This is a genomic window from Chitinophaga lutea, assembly GCF_003813775.1.
GTDB lineage: Bacteria > Bacteroidota > Bacteroidia > Chitinophagales > Chitinophagaceae > Chitinophaga > Chitinophaga lutea.
In genome coordinates this window covers 102,148-121,154 of the sequence record NZ_RPDH01000002.1, presented here as the reverse complement: position 1 = coordinate 121,154, position 19,007 = coordinate 102,148, and the positions used below count along the sequence as shown (strand labels likewise).

Genomic DNA, 19,007 nt, shown 5'->3' with positions numbered 1-19,007 from the left:
CAATTACTGTAAGCCCTTTTCTTTTATTGTTGCCTGGCCCGCTTCAGGGCCTCGGTGGTCGTAAAGTACTTCGCCAGTGTGTTCGGCACTTCCCAGTCCGGCTGCTTCCCTTCCCTGACGTATTGCAGGAAAGCCGCCATCACCTTCGCGAATGAAGCTTCGTGGCCTTTTTTATAGGAATCCGGAATGACGATGCGCCAGCCTTCGGTGGTACGCTCCAGCGACACGCCGGGGTATTTTTGCAGCAGGGGCTGCAGCGCGGAGCTGTCCGCATCGGGCGTGAGCAGGAAAAGTTCGCCGTTTTGCGCCAGTACGCTGGCTTTGGTGCCGCGCGTGAGGGCATAATGCGTGTCTCCTCCCCCTTCATACGCCCAGGTTACGGAAACGCGGGCATTGATGCCGCGCAGGCGGTAATTGAAGGAACCGTTCGCATAAATCTGGAACACGGTATCCGCCGGTTCGTACGGCGTACCGGTCACATCCGCGAACTGTTTGCCTGTCATCGCGGTAGGCCAGCGGCGGGCGGAATCGATCACGATATCTTTTTTATAATCCAGCGCCTGTTCCGGGAAACAGGCCCATTGCACCAGGTCTACCAGGTGGGTGGTCACATCCACGATGCCTTCGCCCTGCTGATTCACGTCCATGTACCAGGCGGGCCTGATCAAAGGTTTGCCGGCCACCTGCTTTTTGAAGTGATGCACGCTTTCCCTGATCACGGCGGGATTTTCCGGCGTGCCTTTCTCCAGCTCGCCGAATAGGGCCGGCGTATGGATCAGTTCTTTCTGTAAAATGGAAAGGATCTCATACCGTTCCGTCATCATATCGTACAGCTGCACTTTTTGGGCGGCAGCTTCTTCGAAAGCAGCTTTCAGCGAATCGAAACCGGCCGCGTCGATGGCCATGGGTTTATCGCTCAGCACATGCATGCCGGCGCGGACGCTGCTGCGGATATACGATGATTTCAGGCGGTTGTTGCCGGCGATGATCACGATGCTGCCGGCTGGCTGCTGTACCATTTTTTCCAGGTAATCGGGGCCGGTATGTACCGTGGTTTGCCAGTGCGTGGGCGCTACGGCCCGCTGGTTGTATTTGTCCACCGTGGCGAGGTATTGTTTCACCTCCAGGCCATCCGGTGCAAATACGAGCGCATTGCTGTCGATTCCCGGGTACATGCTCTGCATCACCAGCGAGGCGTGAAAGTGGCCGGGGTCGAGGGCGATGAGCCGCTGTGCGGGTGGTTGTGCGGGAGAACATGCCATGATTGCCGCAAATGCCAGTAAAGAAAGTTGTTTCATGATAATAGCGCAAGTCGGTCGAAAGATTGGGCGGCACTGTCTTTATCCACGAATAGCACCGCACGGGGGTGGCGGCGTAATACCGTGGAAGGATATTTTTCGCTGATGCCGTCGAACAGCGTATGTTTCACGGCCGCGGCCTTGTTGGGGCCGGGCACCATGCAGAACACGTATGAAGCCTGCATGAGCGCGGGCACGGTAAGCGTGAGCGCGTGCGTGGGCACCTGTGCGAAAGTCTCAAAACAGCCGTCGTTCACCTGCTGCTGGCGGCAGGCGTAATCGAGGTCCACCACTTTTACCAGCTGCGGATCGGAGAAATCCGCCACATGCGGGTCGTTGAAGGCGATGTGGGTATTCTCCCCGATGCCCATGTTCACGATGTCGACGCCCTTGCGGAGCAGTGTAGCGTAGCGTTCGCATTCCTGCTGAATGTCCGGCGCGTTGCCGTTGAGGTAATGCACGCTGCGGAAGGGTACTTTCGAGAAGATGCGCTCTCTCAGGAAATTGCCGAAACCCTGCGGGGCGGTCGCTTCCAGGCCAATGTACTCATCCATATGGAAGGCATTGATGCGTTCCCATTCGATGCTTGCGTCTGCGGCGAGCGCTTCGAGGAATTCCTGCTGTGAAGGCGCTGCGGCGAACACGATGTTCAGCGTTTCTTTTTCCTGCAGCAGCAACCGGATGCGGTCGGCCGCCATAGCTGCCGCGGCCTCACCCATCTGCTGCCTCGTTTCATAAAGGTGAACCTGTAAATTATCTACCTGCTTCATGTAATTGTTTTTGATGTTGGGCTCGGTACAGCAGGCGGCCGCCTACTATCACCATGTCCATGTTGATGTCTGCGTCGAATATTACGATGTCCGCATCTTTACCCGCGGCCAGCGATCCTTTGCGGTCGGCCACGTTCATGATGGCGGCCGGGGTGCTGGTGATCATTTTCACCGCGTCGATGAGCGGCACATCCGCCAGTTGCACCATGTTGCGGACCAGCAGGTCGGCCGTGGCCACGCTGCCGGCAAAAGAGCTGCGGTCGGGCAGTTTGGCTACATTGTCTTCCACGATCACTTTGAGGCCGTTGTGCAGTGCGCCGAGGATGCTTTCTCCCGGCGGCATGCCGGCCGCGCGCATCGCGTCGGTGATGAGGGCGGTTTTATCCGCGCCTTTGATTTTATAGACCAGCTTCAGCAACGGCGGCGGCAGGTGAATGCCGTCGGCGATGATTTCCACCGTCATTTCATCGAGCAGGAAAGCACTTTCAATGGCGCCGGCGTAGCGGAAAGCGTTCTTGCGCGTAACGCCCGACATGGCGGAATACAAATGCGTGGCATGGGTATAGCCGCATTCCAGCGCTTCGAGCACTTCTTCGTAAATGGCGTCGGTATGTGCAATGGCGGCCAGGATGCCCCTGCCGGTGAGGTACCGCCCGAACTCGAGCGAGCCCGGCAGTTCCGGCGCCGCGCTCCAGCGCACCACCGAACGGGTAGATTCCAGTACGGCTTTGTATTCTGCCGGATCGGGATTGCGGATATATCGCGGATCCTGCGCGCCGCGCTGGTTCATGGCGAAATAGGGTCCTTCGAGATGAATGCCCAGGAACTCCGAACCACGCGTGTTGCGGGCATGCGCTTTGTCGTACAGCCGCACCGCATCCAGCAGGCTGGCCGTGTCGCTGCTCAGCGTGGTAGGCACCATGGAAGTGGTGCCGTATTGCACGTGTTTTTCCGCCACGGAGAGGAAGGCCTCCACATCGCCGTCCATAAAGTCGCTGCCGCCGCCGCCGTGAATGTGCAGATCTATAAAGCCCGGCGCCACGTACTGGCCCCGCGCATCGATTTCCTGTGCGTCGCTTACCGGAATGTCGTACTCACTCACCGCCAGTATTTTCCCTCCCTCTATCAGCACCGTTCCTCCGGGAATAATGCGGTAAGGGGTGATGACCTGGCCGTTGCTAATTTTTATCTTGCGAAACTCCATATTGCTGCACTTCCGATTTTAATTGAATGGGGTTAGATGTTGAAAATGAAACCGACCACCGCCTGATGAGGTGGCCGTAAAACGCATAAAATATGAGATAGCCGTAGCAGGGGAACAATACCCAATAGGCCCCCCTCAGGCTGTAAATGTCTGCGAAATAACCGTATACCAGGGGCAGGATGGCGTTGCCGCAAAGGCCCATGATCATGATGGAAGCGCCCAGTTTGGTGAACCGGCCGAGCCCTTCGAGCGCCAGCGGCCAGATGCCCGCCCATACGAGTGAATTGGCGAGGCCCAGCAGCACCACGAACCAGATCGATACGTCGGTGGTATGCCCCAGCAGAGTCACCTGTCCTTTCAGCGTGGTAATGCACACTACCAGCACCGCGCCGAGCAGTGTACAGAAACGCAGGGCGTTTACCTGTTTGATGAAGCGCGGGATGAGCAGGATGCCCATGCAATAGCCGAAGATCGTAGCCGCCAGGGTGTAGGATGGAAACGTTTTTGCTTCCAGCAGCGGCACTTTCATATAATCCGTGGCGTACGGGATGATGGTATCGATGGCCACCACCTGCGTGCCTACGTGCAGGAAAATCGCCAGCGCGCCGAGGATGAGGTGGGGGAATTCGAAGATGCTTTTTTTACCGGCATTGGCCGCGGCCACTTCGCTGCTTTCACTTTCGGTGTTGATTTCGGGGAGGGGCGAATAACGCACCATCAACCCGAGCAGGAACAATACCGAGCCCACCACCGAATACGGCACGATCACGCGGCGTATCAGCTCGTCGAGCGCGGCGGCCCGCTGGATGGCATCCATGTCGGCCAGCTGCTTGAACAGGTCGGTGTCGGTAGGCCGCAGGATCACGGCCGCAAAGATCAGGGGAGCGATGATGCCCGCGCCTTTGTTGCAGATGCCCATGATGCTGATGCGCTGCGCCGCGCTTTCTTTCGGCCCGAGTATCGTGATGTAGGGATTGGCGGCGGTTTGCAGCACGGCCAGCCCTAAACCGATGGTGAAGAGCCCCAGCAGGAACACTTCATAAGTGCGGGTGAGCGCAGCCGGGATGAAGATGAACGCGCCCACAGCCATAGCCCAGAACCCCACCATCATGCCTTTTTTGAAGCCGACGGCCTTGAGCAGGTACGACGAGGGCACCGACATGATGAAGTAAGAAATATAAAACGCGAACGCTACAAAATAGGATTGCAGGTTAGTCAGCTCGCAGGCGATTTTGAAATACGGGATCAGGATGGCATTTACCCAGGTTACGAACCCGAAAATAAAAAACAGCAGCCCGATGATAAAGATAGATATGCGGGTGTCCCGTTTGCTCATGGAGCCCACTTCCACCACCGAAGGTTTATTTCCCATCTTGATTATATTTTCGGTTCCCAGCCCGGCTGGTAATCTCTTGTCCAGAATTTCTGTGCGGCCGCGTTGTTTTTGATATGACCGTTGGATGGGTCGATGTTCAGGGCGGAGCCGGAGCGCAGGGCGATGTTGCCCAGCTGGCAGAGCAGCGTGCTCTTATGCCCGCCGAGAATGTCCGCATTGAGCTTCGCACCGTTTTTGATCCCGTCGAAGAAGTTCTGGATATGCAGCGCATCCAGGTCGGCCGCCGGATTGGTGAGATTGCGCGCGTCGATGGCTTTGGTGTTCTTCACGTCTTTCACCACCTTGTTTTTCAGGTCGAAGATCGTGTAAGCGTTGCCGTCGATCACCAGCGAGCCATTCTCTCCATAGAAGATTACGCCGGCGGTGTTGCCTTCGATGGGTTTGCCGTTGCAGCTGCGGCCTTCCCAGGCGATGCTGCATTTATTGCCGAACTCCATCGTGATCACCTGCGTATCGGGGGTTTCCCAATCGTCCTGGTAACGGTAGCGGCCGCCGGAAGAGGTCACGAAAGTGGGATAATCCACATCCAGGCCCCAGCGCAGCAGGTCCACCATGTGGGTGCCGTTGTTGAGCGCTTCACCGGTGCCCCAGTTCCAGAACCAGTGCCAGTTGTAGTGGATCAGATTGTCTTTATAAGGCCGGCGCGGCGCAGGGCCCTGCCAGAGGTCGTAATTAAGCCAGGAGGGCACGGCCGTCTGTTTGCCGGTGCCGATGGATTCACGGTTGTTGGTGTACCATCCCTTGCCGAAATAAACGCGGCCGATCGCCCCGTTTTTGATCTCTTCGATGGCAGCGATCACGTTCGGCCAGGAACGGCGCTGGTTGCCCATCTGGATCACAGTTTTGTATTTCTTCTGTGCCGCCACGAGCAGCTCTCCTTCATGGGGATTATGACTGGCGGGTTTTTCGAGGTACACGTGTTTACCAGCCTTGGCCGCCAGGATGGCCGCCGGGGCGTGCCAGTGGTCGGGAGCGGCTATAACAAGCCCGTCGAGCGCCTTATTTTCCAGCGCTTTCCTGAAATCGGGCACGGCTTTGGGCTCCGAATTCTGAATGCCTTTCACCTGAGTTATACATTTTTCCGCCGCGCGGCTGTCTACATCCGACACGGAAATAATTTCGCAGTTGGGCTGGCGGGCATAGTTGCCGGCCAGGGCAAGCCCGCGGGCATTTACGCCCATCATGCCTATTTTAATGCGCTCGTTGGCGCCGATGATGCGGGCATAGCTTTTGGCGCTGATGCCGGGCAGCATGCTTCCTGCCATCAATGCCGCCGATCCTTTGATCGTGTTCTTCAAAAACGCTCTGCGGGACTTTTCCATGATTACTTCGTGGTTTGGTTGAAAATTGATGTTTTTCGGGTACGTACCCGAAAGTACTATTTAAAGTTAGAATTTAAAACTTTTTGGGAGATTTTTACAATTACGGGCGGGATTTTACCGGCAACGTTTACGGTACTGAGGAAGGACGGGCCGCCCCGCTGATGGCAGGTGGCCCACCCACTGTTGCCTTGGCGTATATCAGTCCGGCGGCGGAATAACCTTCCCTATCCGTCCGGCATTGTAACATCCCCTTTGAGACATCAGCTGCAACATCCGTGCGGATCACATGCTACAGATTCTCCGGCTCCAGCTCGTGATGCCCCTGCAGCATGCGCACGAACGCTGGCAGCAGTTTCACTTCTTTGAGCACCTCCTGCCCCATCCTCGTGTTCAGGTGATTGAAGCGCAGGGTTTTATTCAGTTTGATGAAGCCATATTCATTCACCATTGCGGGTTTCACCACACCGTCCACCACAGGGGCGTGCACGGTGCAATTGGTAAAGCTGACGCCGGATGACGCGGCTAACCGGTACAACGGCGCACTCCCCTTCACTACGGGTTTCAGCCGGCAATCCGACAAACTCAGTTCCCCCTCGAGTGCCGTCTGCAACGCGCCCGTTTCGCTGCGCTCGATGCGGAGGCTTGCCCCGCCCGCCAGCGAGGCGGAAAACTGATGACAATTCACGATACGTATTTCGGGATACAGGGCATATTCATCGGTATATGGCCGGGATGCATCTGCATTCAGCAGAAAATGCCGCGCCCCCTCGCCCTCCAGCCGGATGTTCTCGAATACGAACGACGCGTTCGGCGTGTCCGCTCCGCCTTTCATCGGCTGCCGGTAATCCTGCGGGACAGGAATTTCCACCAGGCGTACGCCTTTGCTGCGCCCTTCCACCACCACGTCCTTAAACGAAACGGCATGCGGGAAAAAGAGGCGCTCGCCACTTTTCATTTTAGAGAATGGTGCCGTGCGCATCAGCCAGCAAGTACCGGTAGATGCGGGCAGTGCGCTGTAGTCCACCGTGAGTGCTTCCACCCGGATGGTCCTGCCATAGCCCACGGGATAATTGTAGGTGAAATCCGCGGGCACAAATTCCAGTACGGCAGTGTCGCCCAACCCGGCGGGCATGTAACGGCAGTTGCGGATATAGATCGCGCCGTCCCACTTCGCACCGAAGTCGCGGCGGAAGGAAATGAAGTTCCTCGACCATACGGTGGTATTTTCCACGAACAGATCGCCGCCACCGGTAACGGTGATGCCGCGGTACCCGATCTGCGAATCCTTGATGTATAAATGCCAGCAGTGGAAATGCACGTCGATGCGGTTGAGGCTGCAGCTGTCGATGATGAACTGTTTGTTGAGATTGGTGCCGAACACGCCCCAGTGCACCGGTCCGCCCTGCGCCGTTACCCGGCAGAAGCGGGCGTTCAGTGTGCGGTTGCAGGTAAGCCCGTACGTACCGGCCGGCACATCACGGTCTTTCCCTTCGCGGTCCTGCTCCCAGGGGATCAGCCGGATGTCTTCGAGCGCCACGTCATATACGCGGGAAAGGGCATAAAAACCGTTCCGGGGATTCATCGCGGTATCTACCGCGCCTTTCTCCAGGCCCACCCATTGCTCGCGGATGATGGTGCGGCTGCGGGTAATGGAAATACCGCAACGCCAGTACCCTTCGTATTTGGTGCCGTTCACGGTACCCGGACTGTTCCCGGACAAGAGGAATGTGCCGCCTTCCACCACCAGGTACCCCTGTTCGCAGGGGTAGGCCATCAGGCTGGTGAAGTCTTTGAATTCCCAGGCGAGGTCGCCGATGATGCGGCCGTGCTCTTCCACGTAAAAAAAATCTTCCCGCGCCCACGACTGCCCTTCGAACCGCTCACCGGCCCGCAGCCCGATGCGGTCTTTTTCATCCACCGCAAACACGAGGCAGTTGGTGTAAGGCGCCAGTTCGGGAATCATCCGCACGCCCGGCTTCAATACTTTCAGCAGCAGGTCCTTATCCACCTCCACCTTCCGCGGCTGTAGCCTGCTTTTGATGTCGAAGCGCGCCGCGCCTTTGGTATTGTATTGTTCATCGAAATGAAAAACCGTTTGCCCCCAATGCACATTGGTGAACACGGGGATGCCGTTGGTCTGTTTGATCCAGAACTCCCCGCCGGGGTTCACCACGGGAATGTTATGCAGGTTGGCGAACAGGTGCGCCGCCTTGATCTGTACGCCATCATCGGCCTGCCCGTCGCATACCGCGCCGAACATTTTATAGTTCACACTGCTGCCGGCCATCAGTGCGGCGTAAAGGCCGTTCTGCAAGGGAACCTCTCCTTTTTCCGCCACCTGGTAAACGGCCGCCCCGCCGTCGCCGGCCTGGTGATAGCCTGCCGTTTGCACCAGGTTTCCCTTTTCCAGTTTTTTATCGCCCTGCATTGTTGCCACATCGGGATAGAACGGGCCCTCCCCGCTCTTTTTAGCCGCAGGCGCGGCGTGTACCGGAAAGCTGGCGGCCAGTGTCAGGCCCAGTGCACCCAGCATTTTTCTGCGGCTGTAGGCTGTGTTGTTGTTGTCCATGCTGATGAATTATAATTGCTTTACGGTGTAACCTTCACGGTTACCTGCCGCACGGTTTTGCTTTCATTGTCGCTGTTCACATTGGAGGCTACGAAGGTAACCGTGTAAGTGCCGGGTGTGGTGAAGCGGTACCGGTACGCTTTCAAAGGCGGGTCTGCCAGGGTTTTGATGCCTGTTCCCCAATCGGGGCCCAGTTCCACCTCTTCCATGTTCACCGCTTTGGTGATCACCCAGTCTTCCGTATACTCCTCCATAAAATCCTTGTTGTTCCCGTAAAACGCCAGCTGCGCCGCCTGTATCACGGCACCCCGGCCGGGATCGTGCTGGCCCTGCGCGATGATTCGCCAACCGGCGGATTTATGGTCGGCCAGCGTCTGCACACCGAGCTTGGTGTGGCCGCTCATGTTGAAAGCCGACATCGTCCACAGTTTCGATGCACCATTAGCTGTTTGCGGTTTGACGATGAACCGGTAGCCAATATAAAGCGGTTTACCCGGCGCTGCAAGCTGCGATATCTTTTTTACACCGGCGGCAATGGCGGTATTGCTGTTGCCCGGCGCGAGTTTGTACAGCGTGGTGATGTTCTGCCAGGTGGCGGCTTTCAGGCCTTCCACCGTGTACTGCCCGTTGAAATCGCTGGAAGCGAACACGGCGAACTGATCTTTCTGCGTACCGTAGTTCAGCGAGGTGGAGAATGAAAGTGTCACACTGTCGATGGCGATTTTACGGCCGTTGTGAAAGCCGTAATCGTTCAACACTTCGCCGGAGTAGAATGAAAGCACGTTCGCGTCCGACTGGATATTGAACGTTGCTGTGTCGCCCGCTTTGATATCCGCCTTTTCCACCGATACCTCCAGCACGGGCGCGTCCGTTTTTATTTCCTTGTTGCAGGCGATCATCATGGGAACGATGAGGCTGCCGATTATCATCCGTTTCATAAGAAGAGATTTAATGAAGTACACAATTACCAGCCAGGGTTCTGCACCAGTTTACGGTTCAGCATCATTTCCCGGGCCGGTACGGGGAACAGGAGGTGTTTTTCCGAAACGTTCAGGAACGCGATGGTGGCATACACATATGTGCCGCCTTCGCTCTGGATTTCGTTGGCCACCTGTTGCATGGTGGGCAGGAAAATCCCCCAGCGGATGAGATCTGGTTTGCGCAGGGCCTCAAAACACAATTCCCTCGACCGTTCGTCCTGCAGTTCCTCGAGGAACGCTTCTTTGGAAGCGAACGTGGTATACTCGGGCGCTTTCGCTCTTTTGCGCACAAGGTTGGCCGCGGCAATGGCTGCCGCGGTTGGCCCGTTCACGGCGTTTTCCGCTTCCGCGAACATCAGCAGCACGTCGGAATACCGGAGGATGGGGAAGTTCTGCGGCGTGGAGCTGGGCCCTTTCGGCAGCAGCGTTTCATACTCCCGGCGCCATTTCGCCGCGTTGCGGTTGTACAGCTGCGCGGCCGTGTGGTTCACCTTCGTTTTGCCGGAATATCTATACGGTGCAATGGCCCAGTCGCGGCGCACGTCGCCGTTTTCATACATGCGGTACAGGCGCGCGGTGGCATTGATGAAACCATAACTGAACCCGATTTCGGTATCAGTGGTGGCGATGCCTACGGTGTAGCCAATCCAGCCGGTTTCGGTGTAGGCATTCCCCACACGGTTACCCCAGAACTCTACTTCCCAGATGCTTTCCTTGATATCATATTTGTCCTGCGCGTAGTTGATGAACACCTGCGTATAGTCATCGGCCAGTTTGTGCTCGCCGGATTCGATCACCTTCAGCGCCCATTCCCGCGCATCGTTATACTTGCTCACATCGTTCAGCGGTTTGCCGGCCCAATACAGGTATACGCGCGCCAGCATGCCGCGCACGGCGGATTTGGTGATCCGGCCGCCGTACCCCATGGTGGTGATGGTGGGCACCAGTGTTTCGGCTTCCTTCATATCCTTCACCACCTGCTCATACACGTCCTTCGCCGGAGTGCGGGCAATATCATTACCGGCGGCGGATTTCACGGGCTGCAGGATCAGCGGCACATCGCCCCAGTTGCTCACGAGCATGAAGTAATAAAACGAGCGCAGGAAAAGCGCCTCGCCCCTGATCTGGCTGCGGGCGGAATCCCCCATCTTCGGTTTGTCGATGCTGGCCAGTACGAGGTTGGCGCGACTGATCCCCTCATACAACTTTTGCCACGTGCCGGTGACGAGGTTGTCGGAGGCGGTGTGGGTGTATACCTGGGGGCCATTGAACGTACTGCGGGCGTAAAAACCCTGGTCGGCCTCGGTGCCGGTGCGGCTGGTGAAATTATTGGAGTATAGCTCGCTGCTGCCCAGGATGTCGTACACCCCGGTGAGCCCGTTCTTCAGCTGTTCTTCCGTATTAAAATACTGGTCAGGCGTGAGGAAGTCCGTGGGATTGGTATCAAGGAACTTTTTACAGCCCGTGCAGCACAATACCAGTAAAACAAAATATATGCGTATCATAACAAAGCTATTTTGATGTTAAAAACCTGCTTTCAGCCCGAACGTCACCGTGCGTGCGCGCGGGTAAGCCGAATAATCGAAGCCAGCCGAGAGCGCGCTGTGGCGAACGGACACTTCGGGATCCATGCCGGAATAATTCGTCCAGGTAATGAGGTTCTGCGCCTGTACTGAAAGGCTCAGGCTGCTCATCTTCATGGGCCGCAGATACTTCGACGGAAACGAATACGCCAGCTGGAGCGTTTTCAGACGGAGATAGGAACCGTCTTCCACCACCCTCGAAGAATAAATGCCGTACATCGTTTGCCCGCGGCTCACGGGGATGTTGCTGGAAGGGTTCTCGTGGCTCCAGCGGTTCACATAAGATTTATACTGGTTGAGGTTGCTGCGGTTGCCTACGTTTTCTTCGAACATGAGACGGTTGGCGTTCATGATGTCGTTACCGTATGACCACTGGAAAAATACGTTCAGGCTGAAACCTTTGTAGCCGAAGTTGTTGGAGAAACCACCGGTGTGAATGGGCAGGCCGCGGCCGATCACGGACATATCGCTGGCATCGGTCACCCCGTCGCCGTTAACGTCCCTGAATTTGTTATGTCCTGGCTGGATGAACTCGCGGGTGTCCGTATTCGTCGGCCGGTCTTTTTTCAGCACATAAGTACCGGGTGAAGGCTGATCAAAATCTTCGTACGTATAAAGCCCGTCCCAGATGTAACCGTAAAAAAGCGAGGTCGACTGGCCGCGACGTGCGATGTAGAGCGCGTTTTTATAGCCGCTGTCCCATGTCATCGGCGTCAGCAGCGCTTCCTCCCCTTCCGCCAGTTCCATCACGCGGGTCCTGTTAAAGCTGATGTTGAAGCTGCTGCTCCACGAAAAATGTTTGGTGCGCACGTTGTCGACAGCCATCGTCAGTTCCAGGCCTTCGTTGCGTACGCTGCCGATGTTTTTGAACACGGTCTGGTAGCCGGTGGTATAAGGCACGTTCGCTTCCAGCAGCAGATCGTACGTGGTTTTGCGGTACACGTCGGCCGTGAATTCCACACGGTTTTTAAAGAGACTGAGGTCCAGGCCCGCATCGATCTGCCGGGTATTTTCCCATTTCAGGTTCGGATTGCCGATGGTGCCGGGAATCACCGCCTTGGAAGGGCTCGCGTTGTTGAAGGAATAAGATGCGCCGATGGGCAATGTGAGCGAAGACATATAATCGAACTCCCCTACCCGGTTGTTGCCCGTTACACCATAGCTCACACGCAGTTTGGCGTCGGACACAAAACGGAGCGGTTTCATGAATTCTTCCCCGCTCAGACGCCAGGCCGCCGCACCGGACGGAAAATAACTCCAGCGGTTCTGCGTAGAAAACTTGGAAGAGCCATCCGCCCTGAAACTGGCCGTCAGCAGGTATTTGGATTTGTAGCTATAATTGACGCGGCCAAGGAATGAAGCAAGCGAATATTTGGCGCCCGAAGCGTACGACTGGTACGGAATACCTTCATCGAGGCCATGGAGTTCCAGCTCTTCATTCGGTATCTGCTGCACGGCAAACCCGTACCGGGAGCGTGCGCCGCCCTGCATGGTAACACCCGCCACCGCATCGAGCTTATGCACCTTGTTAAAGGTTTTGCGGTAAGAAAGGGTGTTTTCATTCACCCAGGTATTCAATTCGTCATAACTCACCGAGCCGTTGATGCCCAGTACGTTCGTGGGGAACAGCGGTGTGCCCCTGTGTGTCTGGCTGTTGAAGAAAGCGTCGCTACGGCCGGTCATGCTGCTGATACCGCCGGTTACTTTCAGCAACAGTTCTTTGGTGATATTGTAGTCCACGTAGGCATTCGCCATGATGTTTTTGATGCCCCGCAGGCGCAGTTCGTTTTTGGTGCTGATCACCGGATTGATGCGGTGGTCTGCCGCGTCGGTGATGTTCGGGTCGAAGAGGTCTTCAGACAAATCGATGCCCGCACCGCTCACCGGGCGGTAGCCCCACACGCTGAACAGGAGGTAGTTGGTGGATTGCGAGGCGTTGGCGGAAGGAGATGCGCCTGTTTGCGTAGTGTTGCTATAATTCACGTTCACCCCTACTTTCAGTTTCGGGTTCACCGTCTGGTCGATGGTGACGCGGCCCTGGTAGCGTTTAAAGCCCGATTTGATGATGATGCCTTCCTGGTCGGCCATTGAACCGGAAATGGAATACTGCGTTTGCCCGTTGCCGCCGCGCAGCGAAATGTTGTGCGTTTGCATGGGCGCGGTGCGGAAGATATAATCCTGCCAGTCGTACCCCGGTGCTGTTTTATAATAGTCGGGCGTTTTCCCGTTGGTGAGGTAAGTTTCCGTGGCCTGCTGCACGTTGCGCGATAACTGGTATTGCACAAATTCGTAAGGGTCCATCAGCTCCATCTGTTTGAGCACGTTCTGCACGCCGTAGGTGCCGCTGTAGGTGATCACCGGCTTGCCCGTCTTTCCTTTTTTGGTGGTGATCACGATCACGCCGTTCGCGCCGCGCGCGCCGTAGATAGCGGTAGCGGAAGCGTCTTTCAGTACGTCGATGGAGGCAATGTCGTCTGGATTGATAGAAGCGTTTTCCGGGTCTTCGATCGGAAACCCGTCGATCACATACAGGGGCGCATTGCTCTGGGTGAGGGAATTGGCACCCCGGATAACGATGTTCATCTGCGAGCCGGGCTGGCCTTCGCCGGATGAAACTTGCACCCCGGCCACCCTGCCGGCCAGTGCTTCGTCGAACGACATCACCGGCGCTTTGGTCATGTCTTCCATATTCACTTTCGCCACGGCCCCGGTGAGATCTTTACGCGCAACGGTACCGTAACCGATCACCACCACTTCATCGATGCCCGTGGCGGCCGGTTTGAGAAATACGTTGAGGGAGCGCTGGTCAGCCAGCGTGATATTTCTCCGCTGGTAGCCGATAAAAGAAAATACCAGCACTTCTCCCGGTTTGGCCGCTATGCTGAAGCGGCCCGTGCTGTCGGTCATTACGCCGCGGCTGGTGCCGTTGACTTTGACGCTGACACCGGGGAGCGCGGCGCCGTTGTCTTCTGCCGTAACAAGTCCTTTTACGGTGGGGAGGCTCTGGGCATAGGACATGCCCGGGATGAGCAGGAGCCATAACAATAAGCATCTGATACCCGGACGGGCATAGGAATGTCGTTCCGATTTCATGATCAGAAATTTTGGTGATAAAATGTAAAGATGTGCGTGTGGTTACTTCCGCTTATGCTTCTTTGCTCTGTCGAACATTTCTTTCAGTTCCACCGGCTTGCCGCCTTTGCGTTTGCTTTCGTCGGCCGCTTCCATGAAGGCCAGTATTTCCAGTGTTTCCGCTTCCGGCACCGGGGGTTTACCGGTCCTGAAAAATTCAGCGATCTGGACCACGAGCGCTTCATAGCCTTTGAAGGGGCCGAGCACCGCGTTGCCTTTTTCACCGTACACGGTACCGCCGTATTCGCTTTTGCCGGTGCGGTTGCCGCGGAATGTGCCGATGCGGCCATCTTCCCAGGCGCCCACCGCCACGTCCGTATTCTCCGTATGCGTTCTGCTCACGGATTTACAGCCGGGCCCCATCACGGTATAGAGGGTTTCCACCCCGTGGATGCCATACCAGAAAATATCGGGGTGCGTTTTTTCGAGGGCGCAGGGACTGTACGTGTCGGCACCGAATACTTTGCCTACGGAACCTTTTGCCACCGCCTGTGCGCTTTCCATATATCTTAAGGAAGAACAGGAGAAAACGGCGGTGTTGTACCGGCGCGCCGCATCGAAGATGGCGATGCCTTCCGCAAGGGAGGCAGCCAGCGGTTTGTCGATGAATACCTTTTTGCCGGCCTGCAGCGCAGGGAGCGCCTGTTTGTAGTGCGGACGGCCGTCGTTGGATTCTACGAGGATGGCATCTGTTTTAGCCAGCAGCGCCTCCATGGTATCCACCACTTCCACACCCAGCTTTTTCAGTTCATCCACAAAACCCGGCAGGCGTTTTACGTTGTTGGGAATATCCGGGCTGGCTTGCGGCAATACGGCCACCACTTTAAATCCTTCCAGGCCGGGGGCCGGTGTGGGACTGTGGAAGCTTTTGGTAAAGGCTACGGCATGGGAAGAGTCCGCGCCGATGATGCCGATCCTGATAACGTCGGCACCCGCGGAACCTTTTGCGGCGAAGGGTTGCAGGCTGGAAAGGGCCACGCCTGCGCCGGCGGCAGAAATAGTCTGGAGAAACCTGCGGCGGTCGAAGAATTGAGTCATGTGAAATAGTCTGTTTAATTATGTCCGTTAAGTCGGTTGCTTATCCCAAAACGAAATATAGGTCAAATGGCTGAAACACTTTTCGGGTACGTACCCGTTTGTTACCCGAAAAAAACGCTGGCATGGTTACAGCGGCGAATTCTACATACATTTTCGGGTACGCACCCGGAAATTAGTAAATGTTTCCGGAAATACAAACCTTTTATAGAAAATTATCCCGAATAAAAAAGAATTGAACGTCCATGCGGCGATATTCAATCAAAGCGCAAATATTGTTTGCTTTTTTGCAAATGTTGTGTACTTTCGGGTACGTACACGAAATTCCCGCTTTTTCGTTATCCGGAACCAAAATTATAATCTGATCAACACAATGGAAAACACGTCAACCACGGCTGCCCTCCCGGTCAGCGAAAAAACCACGAGCAATAAATACAAGGCATGGCTGCAGGCCATCGGGCCCGGACTGATCACGGCCGCGCTCGTATTCGGGCCCAGCAAAATCACCATTACTTCCATGATGGGCGCGCAGTACGGGTATTCATTAATATGGCTGATCGTGGTCGCCATTTTTTTTATGATCGTATTCACCACCATGTCGGCCCGCGTAGGTATCGCCACCAGCGAATCGCTGCTTACCACTATCGGCCGTAAATGGGGAAACGGCGCCCGCATCGCCATCGGTTTCGGTGTGTTTTTGGTCTGCACCTCCTTCCAGGCGGGTAATTCCATCGGCACGGGCATCGCCGTGGCGGAGGCAACGCAAACCAGCCCGGTGATCTGGATAGTGGTGTTTAACGCACTGGCCATCGCGATGCTGTTCTACAAAACCTTTTATAAAACGCTGCAGAACATTATGATCCTGCTGATCGCGCTGATGCTGTTTGCGTTTGTGGCCACCCTCCTATTTTCGAAACCGTCCATCAGCGGCATCGTCGGCGGACTGGCACCGGAAGTGCCGGCGGGCTCGTTAAAACTGGTGATCGCATTCATGGCCTCCTGTTTTTCCATTGTAGGTGCGATGTACCAGGCGTACCTGGTGCAGGAAAGAAAAAAAGCCCAGCCGGATGTAAAACAGGCTCCCAAAGAAACCTACCCCGGCATGCTGATACTCGGCCTGCTCAGCGCCATCGTGCTTATTTGCGCAGCGGCGGTGCTGCACAGCAAGGGCACCGAAGTCAGGAATGCAGCCGATATGGCACGGGCGCTGGAGCCTATTTTCGGCCACTTCGCCTCCGCCCTCTTTTTATCGGGCCTGTTCGGCGCATCCTTTTCTTCCCTGATCGGCAACGCTTCACTTGGCGGCACGCTGCTGGGTGACGCGCTGGGTTACGGAGGACAACTAAAATCAGGCATGGTGCGACTTTTCATCGGCATTATCATGGTGATCGGCGCCATCGTGGCCATCGTGTTCGGCAAACTGCCGCTGGAACTGATCATCCTCGCGCAGGCCGTTACCATTTTTATCGTGCCTTTCATCGGCCTGGCCCTCTACTTCGTGGCCAACGACGGCAAGATCATGGGCGAATACAAAAACAAAACTTTCACCAACGTAGTGGGCGCCATCGGCCTGCTGATCATGTTCCTGCTGGCTGCCAGCAACGTGCAGGCACTCTTTTTCTCTTAAAAAAGTCAATTACACGATATGAACAATTTACAAGAAACCGTAGATGCGCTCCTCCAACCCTCGGACGCATTGGTAGCCGATATGGCATCGCTGGAAGGAGATATCCTGTTGCTGGGCGTGGGTGGTAAAATCGGGCCCAGTCTCGCTAAACTCGCCAAACAGGCGGTCGACAAATCAGGCATTCCCCGCCGCATCATCGGCGCCTCCCGTTTATCGGAGCCCGGCCTTCGGGAAGAACTGGAATCGTACGGCGTGGAAACCATCAAAGTGGATCTGCTCGACGACGCCGCGCTGCAGGCGCTGCCCGACGTAAAAAATATGCTGTACCTCGCAGGCACCAAATTCGGCACCACGGGCAAAGAAGCGTTCACCTGGGCGATGAATGCCTATCTCCCCGGCCGTGTGGCGGAAAAGTATAAAAATTCCAACATCGTGGTGTATTCCACGGGCAACGTATACCCTTTCACACCGGTGTTTTCCGGCGGAGCCGACGAAAACACGGCGCCGGCGCCTATCGGTGAATATGGCCAGTCGTGCCTCGGCAGGGAGCGCATCTTCCAGCATTTTTCTTCCGTGCACAACACACCCGTGCTCATCTACCGCCTCAACTATGCGAACGACCTGCGGTACGGTGTGCTGCTCGAGATTGCGAAATCCGTACAGGCGGAAAAACCCATCGACCTGCGTATGGGCCATGTGAATGTGATCTGGCAGGGCGACGCCAATGAAATTGCGCTCCGCAGTTTCCTGCATTGCAGCGTGCCCGGTAAATTATTGAACGTGACCGGTCCCGAAACCGCGCCGGTACGGTGGATCGCGGAACAATTCGGTAAACTCCTCGGGAAAACGCCGCAGTTTGTGAATGAAGAACAGCCTTCCGCCCTGCTGAGCAACGCCGCGGAAAGCGTTCGCCTCTTCGGGTACCCGAAAGTGGGCCTCCTGCAGATGATCGAACTGACGGCCGCATGGCTGCAGGCCGGCGGCGCCACCATTCAGAAGCCCACCCACTTCCAGGAGCGGGCCGGTAAATTCTAATTCTTATAAACACAAATGATGAATCCTTCTGTTGAAAAATTATTATACGCCGGTACGGTGATACCGGCCCATCCCCTCGCGCTGACCGCGGAGCGTAAACTCGACGAAGCGCGGCAGCGCCGGCTCACCCGGTATTACATGGCCGCAGGCGCGGGCGGTGTGGCCGTGGGAGTACATACCACCCAGTTCGAAATCCGCAAGCCGGAATTCAACCTCTACGAAACGGTGCTGCGCCTCGCCGCCGAAGAAATCGAAAAGGCGAACCTGCAAAGGCCGTTCATCAAAGTGGCGGGCGTTTGCGGCCCGACGGAACAGGCTTTGGCGGAAGCGCGGCTTGCCGTATCTTACGGGTACGATCTCGGACTGGTGAGCCTGGGTGGACTGAAAGACTATTCGGAAGACCAGCTGGTGAAACACATCGCCGCAGTGGCGGAGGTGATACCCGTTTTCGGATTTTATCTCCAACCCAGCGTAGGAGGCCGTATATTGAGCTATCGTTTCTGGGAGCAGATGGTAGCCATCCCGAACGTTAAAGCCATTAAAACGGCCCCTTTCAACCGTTATCAGACGCTCGACGTAGTGCGTGCGGTGTGCAGCTCCCCCCGACGGGACGAGATCGCATTGTACACCGGAAACGACGATAACATCGTGGCGGACCTGATCACGACATACCGGTTTAATGTGAACGGCGCGACCGTGGAGAAAAAATTCGCCGGCGGCCTGCTGGGCCACTGGTCTGTCTGGACGCACAAAGTGGCCGAACTGTTCGACCGGATCAAATCCGGCCCGCCGAACGGCCTGCTGCAAACGGGCATCGCGGTAACCGACATGAACGCCGCGCTGTTCGACCCGGTGAACGCCTTCCGAGGCTCCATCGCCGGCATCCATGAGGTGCTGCGCAGACAGGGGCTGATAGAAGGCATCTGGTGCCTCGACGACAAGGAAACGCTGTCGCCGGGCCAGCTGGAAGAAATAGACCGCGTAACGGCGGCCTATCCCGAGCTCACGGACGACGCATTCGTTCGTGCGTTCCTGGAAAAAGATAAAATCTGAGAA

The 19,007-nt window shown here is 56.3% G+C and carries 13 protein-coding genes; 3 read left to right on the top strand and 10 right to left on the bottom strand.

Annotation, left to right across the window (positions count from 1 at the left end):
* Positions 1-23 precede the first annotated feature (23 nt).
* The 10 genes from EGT74_RS12740 to EGT74_RS12695 form a co-directional block, all read right to left on the bottom strand.
* On the bottom strand, positions 24-1,298 hold the full coding sequence (locus EGT74_RS12740) for a putative oxidoreductase C-terminal domain-containing protein (RefSeq protein ID WP_123846974.1): 1,275 nt from the start codon (positions 1,296-1,298) through the stop codon (positions 24-26).
* Positions 1,295-2,068 carry a glucosamine-6-phosphate deaminase gene (locus tag EGT74_RS12735; protein ID WP_123846973.1) on the bottom strand — a complete coding sequence of 258 codons (774 nt, stop codon included), beginning with the start codon at positions 2,066-2,068 and terminating at the stop codon, positions 1,295-1,297. Before EGT74_RS12735 ends, EGT74_RS12740 begins: the two co-directional genes overlap by 4 nt.
* A complete protein-coding gene (gene nagA / locus EGT74_RS12730) occupies positions 2,052-3,272 on the bottom strand; it encodes an N-acetylglucosamine-6-phosphate deacetylase (protein WP_123846972.1) in 1,221 nt (406 codons plus the stop codon). The genes EGT74_RS12735 and nagA overlap by 17 nt, the downstream gene beginning before the upstream one ends.
* Positions 3,247-4,644 carry a sugar MFS transporter gene (locus EGT74_RS12725; RefSeq protein ID WP_123846971.1) on the bottom strand — a complete coding sequence of 466 codons (1,398 nt, stop codon included), beginning with the start codon at positions 4,642-4,644 and terminating at the stop codon, positions 3,247-3,249. Before EGT74_RS12725 ends, nagA begins: the two co-directional genes overlap by 26 nt.
* 5 nt (positions 4,645-4,649) lie before the next feature.
* Complete coding sequence (locus EGT74_RS12720) at positions 4,650-5,990, bottom strand: Gfo/Idh/MocA family protein (RefSeq protein WP_123846970.1); 1,341 nt, start codon at positions 5,988-5,990, stop codon at positions 4,650-4,652.
* A gap of 289 nt (positions 5,991-6,279) precedes the next feature.
* On the bottom strand, positions 6,280-8,559 hold the full coding sequence (locus EGT74_RS12715; RefSeq protein WP_123846969.1) for a hypothetical protein: 2,280 nt from the start codon (positions 8,557-8,559) through the stop codon (positions 6,280-6,282).
* Positions 8,560-8,579: 20 nt separating this feature from the next.
* Complete coding sequence (locus tag EGT74_RS12710) at positions 8,580-9,497, bottom strand: DUF5017 domain-containing protein (protein WP_123846968.1); 918 nt, start codon at positions 9,495-9,497, stop codon at positions 8,580-8,582.
* A 26-nt stretch (positions 9,498-9,523) separates the two neighbouring features.
* Positions 9,524-11,044 carry a RagB/SusD family nutrient uptake outer membrane protein gene (locus EGT74_RS12705; RefSeq protein WP_123846967.1) on the bottom strand — a complete coding sequence of 507 codons (1,521 nt, stop codon included), beginning with the start codon at positions 11,042-11,044 and terminating at the stop codon, positions 9,524-9,526.
* An 18-nt stretch (positions 11,045-11,062) separates the two neighbouring features.
* Positions 11,063-14,215, bottom strand: a complete 3,153-nt coding sequence (locus EGT74_RS12700; RefSeq protein ID WP_123846966.1) for a SusC/RagA family TonB-linked outer membrane protein — start codon at positions 14,213-14,215, stop codon at positions 11,063-11,065.
* Between the two features lie 42 nt (positions 14,216-14,257).
* The gene (locus EGT74_RS12695; RefSeq protein ID WP_123846965.1) at positions 14,258-15,292 is read right to left on the bottom strand and encodes a Gfo/Idh/MocA family protein; all 1,035 of its coding nucleotides are present in this window, start codon (positions 15,290-15,292) and stop codon (positions 14,258-14,260) included.
* A 370-nt stretch (positions 15,293-15,662) separates the two neighbouring features.
* Here EGT74_RS12695 and EGT74_RS12690 point away from each other — a divergent pair, with 370 nt between their 5' ends.
* Genes EGT74_RS12690 through EGT74_RS12680 form a run of 3 tightly spaced genes read left to right on the top strand, consistent with a single transcriptional unit; the run spans position 15,663 to position 19,004 of the window.
* Positions 15,663-16,916, top strand: a complete 1,254-nt coding sequence (locus EGT74_RS12690; protein ID WP_123846964.1) for an Nramp family divalent metal transporter — start codon at positions 15,663-15,665, stop codon at positions 16,914-16,916.
* 18 nt (positions 16,917-16,934) lie between these two features.
* Positions 16,935-17,951, top strand: a complete 1,017-nt coding sequence (locus EGT74_RS12685; protein WP_123846963.1) for an NAD-dependent epimerase/dehydratase family protein — start codon at positions 16,935-16,937, stop codon at positions 17,949-17,951.
* Between the two features lie 18 nt (positions 17,952-17,969).
* Positions 17,970-19,004: a dihydrodipicolinate synthase family protein gene (locus EGT74_RS12680; protein WP_220392872.1), complete on the top strand. Its 1,035-nt coding sequence runs from the start codon at positions 17,970-17,972 to the stop codon at positions 19,002-19,004.
* Positions 19,005-19,007: the final 3 nt, after the last annotated feature.